The sequence below is a fragment of the Pseudomonas sp. AA-38 genome, assembly GCF_029457475.1.
In the GTDB taxonomy this organism is placed as follows: Bacteria; Pseudomonadota; Gammaproteobacteria; order Pseudomonadales; family Pseudomonadaceae; genus Aquipseudomonas.
In genome coordinates, this window is record NZ_CP120359.1 from 2,727,378 (window position 1) to 2,743,323 (window position 15,946).

The 15,946-nt window shown below is 62.9% G+C and carries 12 protein-coding genes; 7 read left to right on the forward strand and 5 right to left on the reverse strand.

Annotated features, from left to right (window positions below; genetic code table 11):
• Positions 1-259: 259 nt before the first annotated feature.
• Together PVE35_RS12425 and blaPRC are read left to right on the forward strand one after the other, a co-directional pair.
• Positions 260-2,095 carry a sigma-54-dependent Fis family transcriptional regulator gene (locus tag PVE35_RS12425; RefSeq protein WP_277374814.1) on the forward strand — a complete coding sequence of 612 codons (1,836 nt, stop codon included), beginning with the start codon at positions 260-262 and terminating at the stop codon, positions 2,093-2,095.
• A gap of 93 nt (positions 2,096-2,188) precedes the next feature.
• Positions 2,189-3,328: a PRC family class C beta-lactamase gene (gene blaPRC / locus PVE35_RS12430; protein ID WP_277374815.1), complete on the forward strand. Its 1,140-nt coding sequence runs from the start codon at positions 2,189-2,191 to the stop codon at positions 3,326-3,328.
• Positions 3,329-3,819: 491 nt separating this feature from the next.
• On the opposite strand, the gene cysS is transcribed toward blaPRC, so the two are convergent.
• Together cysS and PVE35_RS12440 are read right to left on the reverse strand one after the other, a co-directional pair.
• Positions 3,820-5,205, reverse strand: a complete 1,386-nt coding sequence (cysS, locus tag PVE35_RS12435; protein ID WP_277374816.1) for a cysteine--tRNA ligase — start codon at positions 5,203-5,205, stop codon at positions 3,820-3,822.
• Complete coding sequence (locus PVE35_RS12440) at positions 5,205-6,869, reverse strand: glutamine--tRNA ligase/YqeY domain fusion protein (RefSeq protein ID WP_277374817.1); 1,665 nt, start codon at positions 6,867-6,869, stop codon at positions 5,205-5,207. The genes cysS and PVE35_RS12440 overlap by 1 nt, the downstream gene beginning before the upstream one ends.
• Before the next feature lie 158 nt (positions 6,870-7,027).
• On the opposite strand from PVE35_RS12440, the gene PVE35_RS12445 reads away from it, so the two are divergent.
• Both PVE35_RS12445 and lpxH read left to right on the forward strand, forming a co-directional pair.
• Entirely contained in the window at positions 7,028-7,519 is a 492-nt protein-coding gene (locus PVE35_RS12445) for a peptidylprolyl isomerase (protein WP_161865408.1), read from the forward strand.
• A gap of 149 nt (positions 7,520-7,668) precedes the next feature.
• Complete coding sequence (gene lpxH, locus PVE35_RS12450) at positions 7,669-8,391, forward strand: UDP-2,3-diacylglucosamine diphosphatase (protein ID WP_277374818.1); 723 nt, start codon at positions 7,669-7,671, stop codon at positions 8,389-8,391.
• Here lpxH and PVE35_RS12455 read toward each other — a convergent pair whose 3' ends face one another.
• Positions 8,392-9,249, reverse strand: a complete 858-nt coding sequence (locus PVE35_RS12455; RefSeq protein WP_277374819.1) for a LysR substrate-binding domain-containing protein — start codon at positions 9,247-9,249, stop codon at positions 8,392-8,394.
• 133 nt (positions 9,250-9,382) lie between these two features.
• Between PVE35_RS12455 and PVE35_RS12460 the strand changes: the two genes are divergently transcribed.
• Positions 9,383-10,579, forward strand: coding sequence for an MFS transporter (locus PVE35_RS12460; protein WP_277374820.1), 1,197 nt, complete (start codon positions 9,383-9,385; stop codon positions 10,577-10,579).
• Between the two features lie 8 nt (positions 10,580-10,587).
• Here the strand turns inward: PVE35_RS12460 and PVE35_RS12465 are convergent, their stop codons facing one another.
• A complete protein-coding gene (locus PVE35_RS12465) occupies positions 10,588-11,241 on the reverse strand; it encodes a tRNA-(ms[2]io[6]A)-hydroxylase (protein WP_277374821.1) in 654 nt (217 codons plus the stop codon).
• Positions 11,242-11,398: 157 nt separating this feature from the next.
• Between PVE35_RS12465 and PVE35_RS12470 the strand changes: the two genes are divergently transcribed.
• Positions 11,399-12,262 (forward strand): universal stress protein, encoded by an 864-nt coding sequence (locus tag PVE35_RS12470; RefSeq protein WP_268183756.1) that lies wholly within the window; start codon positions 11,399-11,401, stop codon positions 12,260-12,262.
• 110 nt (positions 12,263-12,372) lie between these two features.
• Here PVE35_RS12470 and PVE35_RS12475 read toward each other — a convergent pair whose 3' ends face one another.
• Complete coding sequence (locus PVE35_RS12475) at positions 12,373-12,849, reverse strand: DUF1289 domain-containing protein (protein ID WP_268183755.1); 477 nt, start codon at positions 12,847-12,849, stop codon at positions 12,373-12,375.
• A gap of 405 nt (positions 12,850-13,254) precedes the next feature.
• Between PVE35_RS12475 and acnB the strand changes: the two genes are divergently transcribed.
• Complete coding sequence (gene acnB, locus PVE35_RS12480; protein WP_277374882.1) at positions 13,255-15,855, forward strand: bifunctional aconitate hydratase 2/2-methylisocitrate dehydratase; 2,601 nt, start codon at positions 13,255-13,257, stop codon at positions 15,853-15,855.
• Positions 15,856-15,946: the final 91 nt, after the last annotated feature.

Below are 15,946 nucleotides of genomic sequence, written 5' to 3' on the forward strand. Positions count from 1 at the left end.
GCCTGTCCTTTTTCTTGTCGTGCCATTCGATTACGAACCTCTACAGCGACAAGCGTGCCAAGGCCTCACAAATCGACCTATCAGTCTGATTTAAAAGAAAACATTTCCAGACCAGCGACAGCGAAGCGGTATGTGACTGAACACTTTTGAACAGTCGAAAGTGAACAACTGAACACTTTGATCGTTGACTTTGAACAGTCTTGAACGAAACTGAACCGATCGCGGCAAAGATCGCGAGGCCACAAGAAGAGATCACGTCATGAACGAAGCTGCCCGCACCCCGGCGCACGACACCCTTATCCAGGAGTCCTGGTCGCGCTGCCGCGACTATGGCCTGACCCACCAGAGCCCCCCACGCTTCGACCCGCCTGCGCCCGGCGAGCTGTCCGTCCTGCTGGAGAGCCGCCAGGCTCTGGTGCAGACCACGCATCAGGAGGTGCTGCCCTACTACGGCACCATCCTGGCCAACTCCAACTGCCTGATCATGCTCGCCGACGACCAGGGCCGGCTGCTGCACTCCTGGGGCGACCAGCGCTTCATCGAGCCACGCCAAGCCGCCGGTTTCGTCGCCGGCGCTAGCTGGCTGGAGCGCTACACCGGTACCAATGCCATCGGCACCGCACTCAGTTGTGGCCAGGCCGTGCACATCCAGCACGATGAGCATTTCCTCAAGGCCAACCGCTTCATGACCGGCTCGGCCTCACCGATCTTCGACGAACAGCGGCGCATGATCGCCGTGCTCGATGTGTCCAGCGACAGCTACCTGCCACCGGCGCACACACTCGGCATGGTCAAGATGATGAGCCAGTCGGTGGAGAACCGCCTGATCCTCAAGCTGTTCGCCGACCGCTACCACCTGCTCAGCTTCAATACCAGTCTGGACAACCTCGACAGCCCCTGGGCCGGCCTGGTGGTGTTCGACGAGCAAGGGCACGTGGTGTCGGCCAACCGCCGCGCCGACAACCTGCTCGGCCAGCCGCTGACCTACGGTGCCATCGAGCAGCTCTTCGACCTGCCGCTACAGCAGTTGCTCAACCAGCCGGATGGCCAGCCATTCAACCTGCGCACCACTGGTCAGTTCCGCTTTCACGCGCGAGTACGTCGCCCTGCTCGGCCGGCGCCGATCCAGGCTCGGGATTTTCGTCCGCCAACTGCCACGAGCAGCCCCCAGGCACCGCATCTGCATGCGCTGAGCCTGGGTGATGCGCGCATGGACAAGGCTATTCGCCAGGCCGAACGCCTGCTGGAAAAGGACATCCCGATCCTGGTGCAGGGGGAAACCGGTGCCGGCAAGGAAGTCTTCGTCAAGGCCCTGCACCAGGCCAGCTCGCGCGCCAGCCAGCCCTTCATCGCGGTCAACTGCGCCGCCATTCCGGCAGAGCTGGTGGAATCGGAGCTGTTCGGCTATGAAAAAGGCGCCTTTACCGGCGCCAGCCACAAGGGCCATGTCGGCCTGATCCGCAAGGCGCACCAGGGCACGCTGTTTCTCGACGAGATCGGCGACATGCCATTGCGCGTGCAGGCCCGCCTGCTGCGGGTGCTGCAGGAGCGCTGCGTGCAACCACTGGGCAGCAGCGAACTGCATCCGGTCGACGTGCGCCTGGTCTCCGCGACCAACCGTCCGCTGCGCCAGGACGTCGACAGCGGCCAGTTCCGCGCCGATCTCTACTACCGCATCAGCGGCCTGAACCTGGAGCTGCCACCACTGCGCGAGCGCAGCGACAGGTTGGCGCTGTTCCAGAAACTGTGGGAGCAGCACCGCGAACCCCGGCAGCGCGCGGGCATCAGCCACGAAGTGCTGGAACTGTTCCAGCGCCACCCCTGGCCCGGCAATCTGCGTCAGCTCAGCAGCGTGCTGCGGGTGGCGCTGGCCATGGCCGATGATCAGCCCATCCGCGCCGAGCACCTGCCGGACGACTTTTTTCTCGACCTGCCAACCGACACCAGCCTGCCAGCGCATCCCGAACCGGATAATGTCGACCTTGCCAGCCAGTACCAGGCCTGCGGCGGTAACATCTCCTACCTGGCCCGCCACCTCGGCCTGAGCCGCAACACCCTGTACAAGCGCCTGCGCGAACAGGGCGTGCGGCCCTGAACCTTTGCTCGGAGAGTCGGCCCAAGCCATACATTTGCCTACTGCCCGAACGCCGAGCGGGCCGGCATCGCCCAGCCACGAAAGGAACTCAGCATGCACCACCTGTACCGCCCACTGTTCGCCGCCCTGGCTCTGCTGGCCGCCAGCCAGGCGCCGGCATCGCCTTCATTGGAAAAACAGGTGGACGCCGCCGCAAAGTCGATGATGCAGACCTATGCCATCCCTGGCATCGCCATCGCCATCAGCCACAAGGGCCAGCAGCATTTCTTCGAGTACGGCGTCGCATCCCGTGAAAGCGGCCAAGCGGTGGATCGTCATACCCTGTTCGAGCTGGGCTCGATCAGCAAGCTGTTTACCGCCACCCTCGGCGCCTATGCCGAAGCCCGTGGCACCCTGAACCTCAGCGACAATGCCAGCCAATACCTACCGGAGCTGCAAGGCAGCGCCTTCGATCACATCAGCCTGCTGGATCTGGCCACCTACACGGCCGGAGGGCTGCCGCTGCAGTTCCCGGATGCGGTCGAAGACGAGCGCCAAGCCCTCGATTACTACCGCAACTGGCAGGCGGTGTATCCGCCGGGCACGCAGCGACTGTATTCCAACCCCAGCATCGGCCTGTTCGGCCACCTGGCGGCGACCAGCCTGGCCGAGCCCTTTCAGCAGTTGATGGAAAAGGATCTGCTGCCGCAACTGGGTATGCGAGAAAGCCATGTGCAAATTCCCCAGGCCAGCATGAAGCAATACGCCTGGGGTTACCGTGACGACAAGCCCGTGCGGGTCAGCCCTGGCGCCCTGGATGCCGAAGCCTACGGGGTGAAATCCACTAGCACGGACATGCTGCGCTTCATCGACGCCAACCTGCACCCGAACAGACTACCTGCCCCGTTGCGCCAGGCCATCAGCTCCACTCATCGTGGCTATTACCAGATTGGCGACATGACCCAGGCCCTGGGCTGGGAGCGCTACGCCTACCCCATCAGTCTGGAACAACTACAGGCCGGCAATTCCGCCGAAATGGCGCTGCAACCGCAGCCAGTGGAGCGTTTCAGCGTACCCAAACCAGCCGAGGGAGACCTGCTGCTGAACAAGACCGGCTCGACCAACGGCTTCGGTGCCTACATCCTGCTGCTACCGGCGCGCGACACCGGGTTGGTGATCCTCGCCAACCGCAACTACCCCAATGCCGAGCGTGTGCGCCTGGCCTTGCAGTTGCTCGACGCGATCGAACCGTAGGGTGCGCTGTGCGCACCAGTAGCCCGGATGAAATCCGGGGAGGATTGGAGTCCGCCATGGTTCCCGGATTGCATCCGGGCTACGCTCCATCAGGCGTATTGGTGCGCACGACGCACCCTACCTGCTGCTCGGGGCAATCGAGTCGTAACCGTAGGGTGCGCTGTGCGCACCAGTAGCCCGGATGCAACCCGGGGAGGTTTGGAGTCCGCCATGGTTCCCGGATTGCATCCGGGCTACGCTCCGTCAGGCATATTGGTGCGCACGGCGCACCCTACGTGCTCGGGGCAATCGAGCCGTAACTGTAGGGTGCGCTGTGCGCACCAGTAGCCCGGATGAAATCCGGGGAGGTTTGGAGTCCACCATGGTTCCCGGATTGCATCCGGGCTACGCTCCGTCAGGCATATTGGTGCGCACGGCGCACCCTACGTGCAGCACATCCCTAGAAACGACAAAGGCCGCTGATAAGCGGCCTTTGTCGTTGGGCATGGAGCTTACTCGGCCAGGCGCCAGGTGGTGCCACCCTTGCCGTCTTCCAGCACCACGCCCATGGCGGTGAGCTGGTCGCGGATGCGATCTGACTCTGCCCAGTTCTTCTCGGCACGCGCCTGCAGGCGCGCCGCGATCAGGGCCTCCACTTCGGCGGCATCCACCTTGCCGGCAGCACCGGTCTGGAGGAACGCCTCAGGCTCGAGTTGCAGCACGCCGAGCACGCTGGCCAACTGCTTGAGCTGGGCGGCCAGGCCGGCAGCAACCTGCACGTCCGACTCACGCAAGCGGTTGACTTCGCGGATCATCTCGAACAGCACGGCGCAGGCTTCCGGCGAGTTGAAATCGTCGTCCATCGCAGCACCGAAGCGCTCCACATACCCCTCGCCACCGGCAGGCGCCGCGTCCGGCAGACCTTTGAGGCCATTGTAGAAACGCTCCAGGGCGCCCTTGGCTTCCTTGAGACTCTCTTCGGAATAGTTGATCGGGCTGCGGTAGTGGCTGGACACCAGCAGGTAGCGCACCACCTCCGGGTGATACTTCTCCAGCACCTCGCGGATGGTGAAGAAGTTGCCCAGGCTCTTGGACATCTTCTCGCCGTCCACACGCACCGCACCGGCGTGCATCCAGGCATTGGCATATTGCTTGCCGGTGGCCGCCTCGCTCTGGGCGATCTCGTTCTCGTGGTGCGGGAACACCAGATCCGGGCCACCACCGTGGATGTCGAAGGTCTCGCCGAGGCAGCAGGTGGACATCACCGAGCACTCGATATGCCAGCCCGGACGGCCCTTGCCCCAGGGCGAATCCCAGCTCGGCTCGCCCGGCTTGGCGCCTTTCCACAGCACGAAGTCCAGCGGGTCTTCCTTGATCTCGTCGACTTCAATGCGCGCGCCGATCTTCAACTCGTCGATCTTGCGCCTTGAGAGCTTGCCGTAGGTCTCGAATCTGGTGACGCGGTAGTACACGTCGCCGTTGCCCGGGGCATAGGCATAGCCCTTGTCGATCAGGGTCTGGATCATCTGGTGCATGCCAGCGATATGGCCGGTGGCGCGCGGCTCGATATCCGGGCGCAGCACGTTCAGCCGCGCCTCGTCCTCGTGCATCGCGGCGATCATGCGCTCGACCAGCGCCTCGAATGGCTCGCCGTTCTCATTGGCGCGCTTGATGATCTTGTCGTCGATGTCGGTGATGTTACGCACGTAGGTCACGTCATAGCCGCGCTGGCGCATCCAGCGGGTGACCACGTCGAAGGCGACCATCACCCGGGCATGGCCGATGTGGCAGAAGTCGTACACGGTCATGCCGCACACGTACATGCGCACCTGGTTATCGACCAGCGGCTTGAACGGTTCCTTGACCTTGCTCAGCGTGTTGTAGATCGACAGTGCCATTACTGCCCCCAGGAATCGCGCAGCGTCACGGTGCGGTTGAACACCAAGGCATCGGAGGTCGAATCCTTGTCCAGGCAGAAGTAGCCTTCACGCTCGAACTGGAAGCGGTCATCGGCAGTGGCCCTGGCCAGCGACGGCTCGGCGCGGCAGCCGGTGAGCACTACCAGCGATTCAGGGTTGATGTTGTCGAGGAAGCTGCCGCCCTCTTCGCTCTTCTCCGGATTGGGCGACTTGAACAGACGGTCGTACAGGCGCACTTCGCACGCGACGCTTTCGGCCGCCGGCACCCAGTGGATCACGCCCTTGACCTTGCGGCCTTCCGGGTTCTTGCCCAGGGTGTTCTCGTCGTAGCTGCAGCGCAGCTCGACGATATTGCCGGCGGCATCCTTGATCGCTTCGTCAGCGCGGATCACGTAGCTGCCACGCAGACGCACTTCGCCACCTGGGATCAGGCGCTTGTAGCCGTCCGGCGGAGTTTCCTCGAAGTCGCTGGCGTCGATGTAGATCTCACGGGAGAACGGCAGCACGCGTACACCCATGTCCTGCTTGGGATGGCGCGGCAGTTCAAGGTTCTCGACCTTACCCTCGGGGTAGTTGGTGATCACCACCTTGAGCGGCTTGAGCACGCACATGGCGCGCGCGGCGTTGGCGTCCAGATCGTCACGAATGGCGAACTCGAGCATGCCGATGTCCACCAGACCACCGGCGCGGTTGACGCCGATCATGTCGCAGAAGGCACGGATCGACGCCGGGGTGTAGCCACGACGACGGTAGCCGGACAGCGTCGACATGCGCGGGTCGTCCCAACCCTTGACGTGACCTTCGTCCACTAGCTGCTTGAGCTTGCGCTTGCTGGTGATGGTGTAGTTCAGGTTCAAGCGGGCGAATTCGTACTGACGCGGCTGCGCCGGCACCGAGAGGTTCTCCAGGAACCACTCGTACAGCGGGCGATGATCCTCGAACTCCAGGGTGCAGATCGAGTGGGTCACGCCTTCGATGGCATCGGACTGACCATGGGTAAAGTCGTAGCTCGGGTAGATGCACCATTTGTCGCCGGTCTGGTGATGGTGGGCATGGCGGATGCGGTAGAGGATCGGGTCGCGCAGGTTGATGTTCGGCGAGGCCATGTCGATCTTGGCACGCAGCGAACGAGCACCATCGGGGAACTCACCGGCCTTCATGCGGGCGAACAGGTCGAGGTTTTCCTCGACGCTGCGCTCGCGGAACGGGCTGTTCTTGCCGGGCTCGTTCAGGCTGCCACGGTATTCGCGCATCTCTTCGGCATTGAGGTCGCAGACGAAGGCCTTGCCGGCCTTGATCAGCTCGATGGCCCAGGCATGTAGCTGGTCGAAATAGTTGGAGGCGTAGCGCTCCTCGCCGGCCCACTTGAAGCCCAGCCATTCGACGTCGGCCTTGATTGCGTCGATGTATTCCTGGTCTTCCTTGGCCGGGTTGGTGTCGTCGAAACGCAGGTTGCACTGGCCGCCGAACTCTTCGGCCAGGCCGAAGTTCAGGCAGATGCTCTTGGCATGGCCGATATGCAGGTAGCCGTTGGGCTCCGGCGGGAAGCGGGTCACGATCTTGGCGTGCTTGCCGCTGTCCAGATCAGCCTGGACGATGGGGCGCAGGAAATTGGCAGCTTTTTCGACGGTGGGCTTGCTCATGGTGTCCTTAACAATACTGGCGCGGCGCAGGGTAGGCCGCATCGGGCAAAGTCCGTATCATAACCAACCTGTCAAGCCCCTGACAGGGTGCATGCCAACCTGTCAGGGCTGTTCACCCCGGGCCACTGGCTCGAATCTGCCTCATCACGGATACGATCATGATCAAACTGCACACCAACCACGGCGTCATCACCCTGAACCTGTTCGCCGACAAGGCCCCGGAAACCGTGGCCAACTTCGAGCAATACGTGAAGGAAGGCCATTACGACGGCACCATCTTCCACCGCGTGATCGGCAACTTCATGATCCAGGGCGGCGGTTTCGAGCCGGGCATGAAGCAGAAGCCGACCCGCGCACCGATCAAGAACGAGGCCAACAACGGTGTGGCCAACAAGGTCGGCACCATCGCCATGGCCCGCACCATGGAGCCGCACTCGGCCAGCGCGCAGTTCTTCATCAACGTCGCAGATAACAGCTTCCTCAACCACAGCGCGCCGACCGTTCAGGGCTGGGGCTACGCTGTATTCGGCGAAGTGGTCGAAGGCATGGACGTGGTCGAGAAGATCAAGGGTGTCGCCACCACCATGAAAGCCGGCCACCAGGACGTACCGGTGGATGATGTAGTCATCGAGAAGGCCGAAATCGTCTGACAGACCGACGAAAAACTACTGCGCTAGGCTATGCGTCGTTGCGGCCGGCCTCGGACTGCTCATTTACAGCTCGTAAACTCCGCATCCTCGGCCATCCGCGCCTAGCCTAGCCGTCGCTCGCTACCTTTTTCATCGGCCTGTTGAACGAAATGATCCTGCTGATCTCCGATCTGCACCTCGAAGAGAAACGCCCGGACATCACCCGGGCGTTTCTGCATTTTCTCGCCACCCGCGCGCGCCAGGCCGAGGCGCTGTACATCCTCGGCGACTTCTTCGAGGTCTGGATCGGCGACGACGGCATGACGCCCTTCCAGCACGAGATCGCCCGCGCCTTGCGCGAGCTTAGCGACACCGGCACGCGCATCTACCTGATGCACGGCAATCGCGACTTTCTGATCGGCAAGCGCTTCTGCCGCGAGACCGGCTGCACTTTGCTGAGCGATCCGCATAAGGTGCAGATGAATGGCGAACCCGTGCTGCTGATGCACGGCGACAGACTGTGCACCCTGGATGTCGGCTATATGAAGCTGCGCCGCTGGCTGCGCAATCCGCTGTCGCTGCTGATCCTGCGCAACCTGCCACTGAGCACGCGACAGAAGCTGGCGCGCAAGCTGCGCAACGAAAGCCGCGCACAGACGCGAATGAAAGCCAGCGAGATTGTCGACGTCACGCCGGAGGAAGTGGTCAAGGTGATGGCCGCGCACGGCGTGCGTACGCTGATCCACGGCCACACCCACAGGCCGGCAGTGCATGAGCTGGAAGTGAACGGCCAAGCGGCGCGGCGCATCGTGCTGGGGGACTGGGATCGCCAGGGCTGGGCATTGCAGATAGACGGCACGGACTGGCAGCAGGCGCCCTTCCCGCTTGCCTGATCAGCCTGCCAAGCGGTACTGCGGGCTTTCCTGGATGGTCTGGGCCAGGCGCCGGGTCGCCTCGTTGACCTGATCGGCGACGAACAGGGTGATATCCGTGGCGGGCAAACCCGGCAGGCCCTCCTCGATCACGCTGAGATCAGGCTCCAGCGTCGAACGCGGAATGATGCCCACGCCGATCCCGGCACGCACGGCGGCCAGCACGCCGGCGCGGCTCTGGCTGGCGAAGGCGATTCGGTAAGGAATGCCGGCGGCGGCAAGCGCCGCACAGGCCGAGTCACGGTGCAAACAGCCCTCGACGAATACGGCCAACGGCAAGGGCGCGCGCTGGTGCGGCGCATGCATCTCGGTACGTACCCAGATCAGTTGATCGCGAAACAGCCGGCTACCGCCGCCGGACGCCACAGGCATCTCCGCCAGGGCCAGATCCAACCGGCCTTCCGCCACGCATGCCGCCAGGTATTCGGGGCGATGGTCACAGAGCACCTCCAGACTGGCCTCGGGATAACTCAGCAAGAACGCCTCCAGCAGCGGCGTGAGCGTACGCGTGGCGTATTGGTCATGAGTACCCAGGCGCACCCGCCCACCCACCTCGGCATGGCGAAAACTCCCCAACACGCGATCATGCAGGTTGAGCAATTGCTGGGCATGGGTTTTCAACTGTTCCCCGGCATAGGTCAGCCGCACACCATACTGCCCACGCTGCAGCAGCTCGGTCGCCACCAGGGCCTCCAGGCGGTTGAGCTGCATGCTGATGGTCGATGGTGCGCGATGCAGGCGCAGCGCTGCGCTGGTCAGGTTGAGCGTCTCGGCGACCACCACGAAGGTGCGCAGCAGGGCTATAGGCAGGTCGCGCATCGCAGAATTCAGCTTTATTGAAGGTGATGATCAATATTTATCGTTTCCGCGAATTCTGGCAAGCCTCTATGTTAGGCGTCATCCGCTGCCTGCGGACGCCCAGCCAACCTTCTCGGAGCCCGAATCCATGCGGATGCCCATTACGTTCGCCTTGAACCAGATCGTCAGCCATGGATTCGGCATGTTCCTGTTCGCTGCCGTGCTCCCCTTCATGGGGGCATCGATCGGCTTCAGTGCCTGGCAACTGGCGACCATCGGCGCCCTGACCCAGTTGGCCTATCTGGGCGGCGCGCTGCTGCTGGGCACACTTGGCCATCGCCTGGGCACCAGCCGCCTGGCCCTGCTGACCGGCATCCTCAGCAGTTGCCTGCTGTTCATGATGTCGCAGTTGCGCGCCCCCCTAGTCATCAGCCTGGTGCTGACCTGCCTGGCGGCCAGCGCCGCGATCAGTTGGGGCTGCATCGTCGAGATTCTGAGCCGCTGCGCCCGCCCCGAGGATCGCGCCACCTACCTCTCCTGCGCCTCCAGCGGCACGGCCTGGGGCTATGCCATCAACGGCCTGCTGATACTGCTGGTGGTGCCGGCGCTCGGCTGGCAGATGAGCTGGCAGCTCGCCTCGCTGTTCGGCGCGCTGGTGGTATGCCTGACCTGGCACCTGCTGCGGCAGCTACCGAAGATGCCAGTAGCGCAGCAGAACAATCACGAGGCGATGCTTGCGCCCCGGCGCCTGCTGGCCGTCATCCTCGGTGAGCGCACCGCCCTGATCGCCTGCCTGATCTGCCTGCTGGTGGGGTTCACCACCATGCCGTTTTCCTACTGGCTCAACACCTATCTGGATGAACTCGGCCTGCCGGCCACGCTGGGCGGTTACACCTGGGCGATGGTCGGCGGCACCGGCATGCTCGCCGGTCTGCTCATCGGCAGGCTGGCCGACCGCAAAGGTCACGGTATGGCGTTGCTGGTGATCTTCAGCGGCTTCGCCCTGGGCCTGTGGGCCTTTGCCCAGGATCCAGGGCGCTGGGCACTGGCGGCGGGTTTTGGCTATGGCCTGATGTATTTCCCGATGTGGGGCATAGTCGCCGGCTGGGTCAATCGCCGCTACTCGTCCACAGCCACCATGCAGATCAGTGGCATCTGCATGGTCGCTTTCGGCCTGGGCGGAGCACTGGGCAATCTGCTGACCGGCTATGTACGTGAAACCACCGGCTCACTGGAAAGCGTGTTCTTCACCCTGGCCGGCATGTCCTTGCTGCTGGTCGTACTGGCGCTGCTCATCCTGCGCGGAGACAAGGCCTCGCTGGCGCCGCCGACAGCGGCTGGTGCCTGTTGAATACAGCGCTAAAGGGGTATGCCACTGTGGAAACGAAACTGCTCATCCGGCGAGGTGATCAGCTCCTGCTCCACCGCGCGCACCACCTCGATACGTGCATCCACGTCAGCGGCGTCACCATACAGATAAGCCAGCTTGAGATAGCCGCGGTAGTGGCGCCCCTCACTCTCCAGCAAACCGGCGTAGAACTTGGCCAGCTCGGCGTCCAGGCGCGGCACCAGGGCGGCGAAGCGCTCGCAGGAGCGCGCCTCGATGAAGGCGCCGACTACCAGCACGTCCACCAACCGCTCCACTTCACCACCACGCAGCAATGCACGCAGACCAGCGGCGTAACGCGACGCCGAAACATGGCGAACCTCGATGCCACGGCCACGGATGATCTTGCTCACCTGCTCGAAGTGCACCAGCTCTTCACGGGCCAGACGCGACATTCTTGCGGTTAGTTCGGTCTTGGTCAGGTAGCGCCCCATCAAACTCAGCGCAGTCTGCGCCGCCTTGTACTCGAGGTTGCGGTGATCGAGCAGGAGGATCTCCTGCTGGCGCAGGGCTTCGTCCAGCCAGGCATCCGGGGTAGCGACGCCGCCGAGGAACTCGAGAATTTCCTGCAGGATCGTCACAGGTTCCTCGGTATTACTCGGAACATGCTGGGCATTTGACATCATGATTGAAGCGCTCTCGGTACTGGCGAGGTTGAAAATGGCGGGCCATTATACGAGTGACAGAGCAGGCGACCAGCACACCGTTGATACAGGTCAAGGAGCCGCTGGTAACGACGCACCTATAGTTGAACGAACGGCGTTCATTCTCAGGGAGACGACCATGCAAGCGATCCGTAGCATTCTGGTGGTGGTGGATCCTCAACACCCCGAAGGCCTCGCACTGAAGCGGGCAAAACTGATAGCTGGAGTCACCCAGTCACACCTGCATCTGCTGGTCTGCGACAAGAAAGGCGATCACGGTGCGCTGCTTGCAGACCTGCAAAGCAACCTGGCCCAGGAGGGATTCAACGTTACCACCCAGCAGGCCTGGGAGGACAACCCGCACCAGACCATCATCGCCGTGCAGCAGGCCGAGGGCTGTGGTCTGGTGATCAAGCAGCACCTGCCGGACAACCCTTTGAAAAAGGCCATCCTCACCCCCGAGGACTGGAAGCTGCTGCGCTACTGCCCCGGCCCGGTGCTGATGGTCAAGACCGAACGCCCCTGGACCGGCGGCAACATCCTCGCCGCCGTGGACGTGGGCAATGCCGACAGCGAACACCGCACCCTGCACGCTGGCATCATCAGCCATGGCTACGATATTGCCGGCCTGGCCAAGGGCAACCTGCACGTGACCACCGCTCATCCGACGCCGATGCTGTCGGCGGCCGACCCCACCTTTCAGCTCAAGGAAACCATCGAAGCGCGCTACCGCGAACAGTGCCGCAGCTTCCAGGCCGAGTACGACATCAACGACGAGCACCTGCACGTGCTCGAAGGCCCTGCCGACGTGGTGATTCCGCAGGTCGCCCACCAGCTCGATGCCGCCGTCACGGTGATCGGTACGGTGGCACGCACGGGGCTGTCCGGCGCGCTGATCGGCAATACCGCCGAAGTCATACTCGACGCGCTGGAAAGCGACGTGCTGGTGCTCAAGCCGGACGAAGTCATCGCCCACCTCGAAGAACTCGTCGCCCAACGCTAGGACGTAGGGTGCGCCGTGCGCACCAGTAGTTTGACGAGGTACTGAAGCCAATCCCGGAAGCGGTGCGCGCAACCTAGGCGGCTCCGCGACACCCTACGGGACATAGCCTCTCACACCCGGACTTCCAGCCCCTCGCGCAAGAACTTCGGCGCGATATAGCGCTCGTAATGCGCTTCGGAGAGCAGGAAGAACTCACGGTCGATGGCATCGCGCAGTTCAGGCAGCGTCCAGTTGCGGAACTCGGGGAGCAACACCATGCCGTAAGCGTCGAGCTGATTGATCATCCGCGCGCCGCGCGCGATCAATTGATAGGCCCAGCAATAAGGCGACTGCTGCGGCACGAAGCGAATCTGCCGCTGCTCTAGCTGAGCACGCAGGCGTTGCTCATCGAAGACTTCCAGCTTGGCCGTCATCACCTGTACCAGCAACACTTCCAGGCGCGTCCAGACGGCGCGTTTCTCGTCCTCGCCATAGCTGTTCCAGTTGATCACCTCATGGTGAAAGCGCTTGCAACCCCGGCACACGACGTCGCCGTAAACGGTTGAACACAACCCCACGCAAGGGGTCTTGATGCGCTGATTGGACATGACGAGATGACAGCTAAAGACGAACGGCCTGGCATCTTAGCCCTTTGTCTAATTCAGTTCACCCCTGCCGACACGGGGACATTGGCTTAACTTCTTTCGCGCTTTCCATTAGAATCGCCCCGCCTTGTAAAGGCACCAATGTCCGTTGGAAGCTGTTTTCAAAGCGTCACGAGCACAGTCGATCCTGCAGGTACGATGGCGACGCAGCCACTTGGAGTCCCCCCGAGCGCCTGCGTCAGCCCTCATCAGAAACCGTCCTGCCGGCGTAAAACTTTGAAAGCAGCTTCTACAAGAGACCCATGAAACCTCGGCTGATCGGCTCATAAAGGCGAAAAGCGCCTGGTTCGTGGGTATCTGGATCGCGTCCCGGACAACCCTTTGGGACCACTGATGAGGGTAATAACTGTGCTTGAAGCCTATCGCAAACACGTAGCAGAGCGTGCCGCTCAGGGTATCGTGCCCCAGCCGCTGAACGCCGAACAAACCGCAGGCCTGGTCGAGCTGCTGAAAAACCCGCCGGCTGGCGAAGAAGAATTCCTCGTAGACCTGATCACCAACCGTGTACCGCCGGGCGTGGACGAAGCGGCCTACGTCAAGGCCGGTTTCCTCTCTGCCGTTGCCAAGGGCGAAGCCACTTCCCCCCTGATCAGCAAACAGCGCGCAGTCGAGCTGCTGGGTACCATGCAAGGTGGCTACAACATCGCCACCCTGGTCGAAATGCTGGATGACGCTGCCCTGGGCGCCGTGGCCGCCGAGCAACTCAAGCACACCCTGCTGATGTTCGACGCCTTCCACGACGTCGCCGAGAAAGCCAAGGCCGGCAACGCCAACGCCAAAGCCGTGCTGCAGTCCTGGGCCGATGGCGAGTGGTTCACCAACAAGCCGGCCATCGCCGAGAAATACAGCCTGGCCGTGTTCAAGGTGCCGGGCGAAACCAACACCGACGACCTGTCCCCTGCCCCGGACGCCTGGTCGCGCCCCGACATCCCGCTGCACGCCCTGGCCATGCTGAAAATGGCTCGCGACGGCATCGTCCCTGAGCAGCAAGGCGCCATCGGCCCGCTGAAGCAGATCGAAGAGATCAAGGCCAAGGGCTTCCCGGTCGCCTACGTCGGTGACGTGGTCGGTACCGGTTCTTCCCGTAAGTCCGCCACCAACTCGGTGCTGTGGTTCTTCGGCGACGACATTCCGTACGTGCCGAACAAGCGCGCTGGCGGCTTCTGCTTCGGTACCAAGATCGCCCCGATCTTCTACAACACCATGGAAGACGCTGGCGCCCTGCCCATCGAGTTCGACGTGTCGAACATCAACATGGGCGACGTGATCGACGTCTACCCCTATGCGGGCAAGGTCTGCAAGCACGGCACCGACGAAGTCATCACCACCTTCGAGCTGAAGACCCCTGTGCTGCTCGACGAAGTCCGCGCTGGCGGCCGTATCCCGCTGATCGTCGGCCGTGGCCTGACCGAGAAGGCGCGTGCCGAACTGGGCCTGGGCTCCTCCGACCTGTTCAAGAAGCCGGAGCAACCGGCTGACAGCGGCAAGGGCTTCACCCTGGCGCAGAAGATGGTCGGCAAGGCCTGCGGCGTCGAAGGCGTACGTCCGGGAACCTACTGCGAACCGAAGATGACCACCGTCGGTTCCCAGGACACCACCGGCCCGATGACCCGCGACGAGCTGAAAGACCTGGCGTGCCTGGGCTTCTCGGCTGACCTGGTGATGCAGTCCTTCTGCCACACCGCCGCCTATCCGAAGCCGATCGACGTCACCACCCACCACACCCTGCCGGATTTCATCCGCACCCGTGGCGGCGTGTCCCTGCGTCCGGGCGACGGCATCATCCATAGCTGGCTGAACCGCATGCTGCTGCCGGACACCGTCGGCACCGGTGGCGACTCGCACACCCGCTTCCCGATCGGCATTTCCTTCCCGGCTGGCTCCGGCCTGGTGGCCTTCGCCGCCGCCACCGGCGTGATGCCGCTGGACATGCCGGAATCGGTTCTGGTGCGTTTCAAGGGCAAGATGCAACCGGGCATCACCCTGCGTGACCTGGTCCACGCCATCCCCTACTACGCCATCCAGAAAGGCCTGCTGACCGTCGAGAAGAAAGGCAAGAAGAACATCTTCTCCGGCCGCATCCTCGAGATCGAAGGCCTGGACAACCTGACCGTCGAGCAGGCGTTCGAGCTGTCCGACGCCTCCGCCGAGCGTTCGGCTGCCGGCTGCACCATCAAGCTGCCGGAAGCGGCCATCGCCGAATACCTGCAGTCCAACATCACCCTGCTGCGCTGGATGATCAGCGAAGGCTACGGCGATGCCCGTACCCTGGAGCGTCGTGCTCAGGCGATGGAAGCCTGGCTGGCCAACCCGGTACTGATGGAGGCCGACAAGGACGCCGAGTACGCCGAAGTCATCGAAATCGATCTGGCCCAGCTCAAGGAGCCGGTGCTCTGCGCCCCGAACGACCCGGACGACGCCCGTCTGCTGTCCAGCGTGGCCGGCGACAAGATCGACGAAGTGTTCATCGGTTCGTGCATGACCAACATTGGTCACTTCCGCGCTGCCGGCAAGCTGCTGGACAAGGTCAAGGGTGGTATCCCGACCCGTCTGTGGCTGTCGCCGCCGACCAAGATGGATGCTCACCAGCCGACCGAGGAAGGCTACTACGGCATCTACGGCAAGGCCGGTGCACGCATGGAGATGCCGGGCTGCTCGCTGTGCATGGGTAACCAGGCACGTGTGGCTGCCAACTCCACCGTGGTCTCGACCTCTACCCGTAACTTCCCGAACCGTCTGGGCGATGGCGCCAACGTGTACCTGGCCTCTGCCGAACTGGCAGCGGTCGCCTCGATTCTCGGCAAGCTGCCGACCGTCGAGGAGTACATGGCCTACGCGAAGGATATCGACAGCATGGCTGGCGACATCTACCGCTACCTGAGCTTCGACCAGATCGCCGACTTCCGTGAAGCGGCGGCCAACGCCAAGATCCCGGTCGTTCAGGCCTGATCCCAACGTTGTAGAAAAAGAGCCCCGCCTAGTGCGGGGCTCTTTCGTTTGCTTCTCTGTATGTTGTGGAAGCTGCTTGCTGCTTGCTGGA

What these genes read in the sequence shown, in the direction of transcription:
- PVE35_RS12445 (WP_161865408.1), top strand. Translation starts at nt 7,028, where the DNA reads ATGATCAAACTGCACACCAACCACGGCGTCATCACCCTGAACCTGTTC.
- PVE35_RS12470 (WP_268183756.1), top strand. Translation starts at nt 11,399, where the DNA reads ATGCAAGCGATCCGTAGCATTCTGGTGGTGGTGGATCCTCAACACCCC.
- PVE35_RS12465 (WP_277374821.1), bottom strand. Translation starts at nt 11,241, where the DNA reads ATGATGTCAAATGCCCAGCATGTTCCGAGTAATACCGAGGAACCTGTG.
- PVE35_RS12440 (WP_277374817.1), bottom strand. Translation starts at nt 6,869, where the DNA reads ATGAGCAAGCCCACCGTCGAAAAAGCTGCCAATTTCCTGCGCCCCATC.
- PVE35_RS12455 (WP_277374819.1), bottom strand. Translation starts at nt 9,249, where the DNA reads ATGCGCGACCTGCCTATAGCCCTGCTGCGCACCTTCGTGGTGGTCGCC.
- PVE35_RS12425 (WP_277374814.1), top strand. Translation starts at nt 260, where the DNA reads ATGAACGAAGCTGCCCGCACCCCGGCGCACGACACCCTTATCCAGGAG.
- PVE35_RS12475 (WP_268183755.1), bottom strand. Translation starts at nt 12,849, where the DNA reads ATGTCCAATCAGCGCATCAAGACCCCTTGCGTGGGGTTGTGTTCAACC.
- blaPRC (WP_277374815.1), top strand. Translation starts at nt 2,189, where the DNA reads ATGCACCACCTGTACCGCCCACTGTTCGCCGCCCTGGCTCTGCTGGCC.
- cysS (WP_277374816.1), bottom strand. Translation starts at nt 5,205, where the DNA reads ATGGCACTGTCGATCTACAACACGCTGAGCAAGGTCAAGGAACCGTTC.
- lpxH (WP_277374818.1), top strand. Translation starts at nt 7,669, where the DNA reads ATGATCCTGCTGATCTCCGATCTGCACCTCGAAGAGAAACGCCCGGAC.
- PVE35_RS12460 (WP_277374820.1), top strand. Translation starts at nt 9,383, where the DNA reads ATGCCCATTACGTTCGCCTTGAACCAGATCGTCAGCCATGGATTCGGC.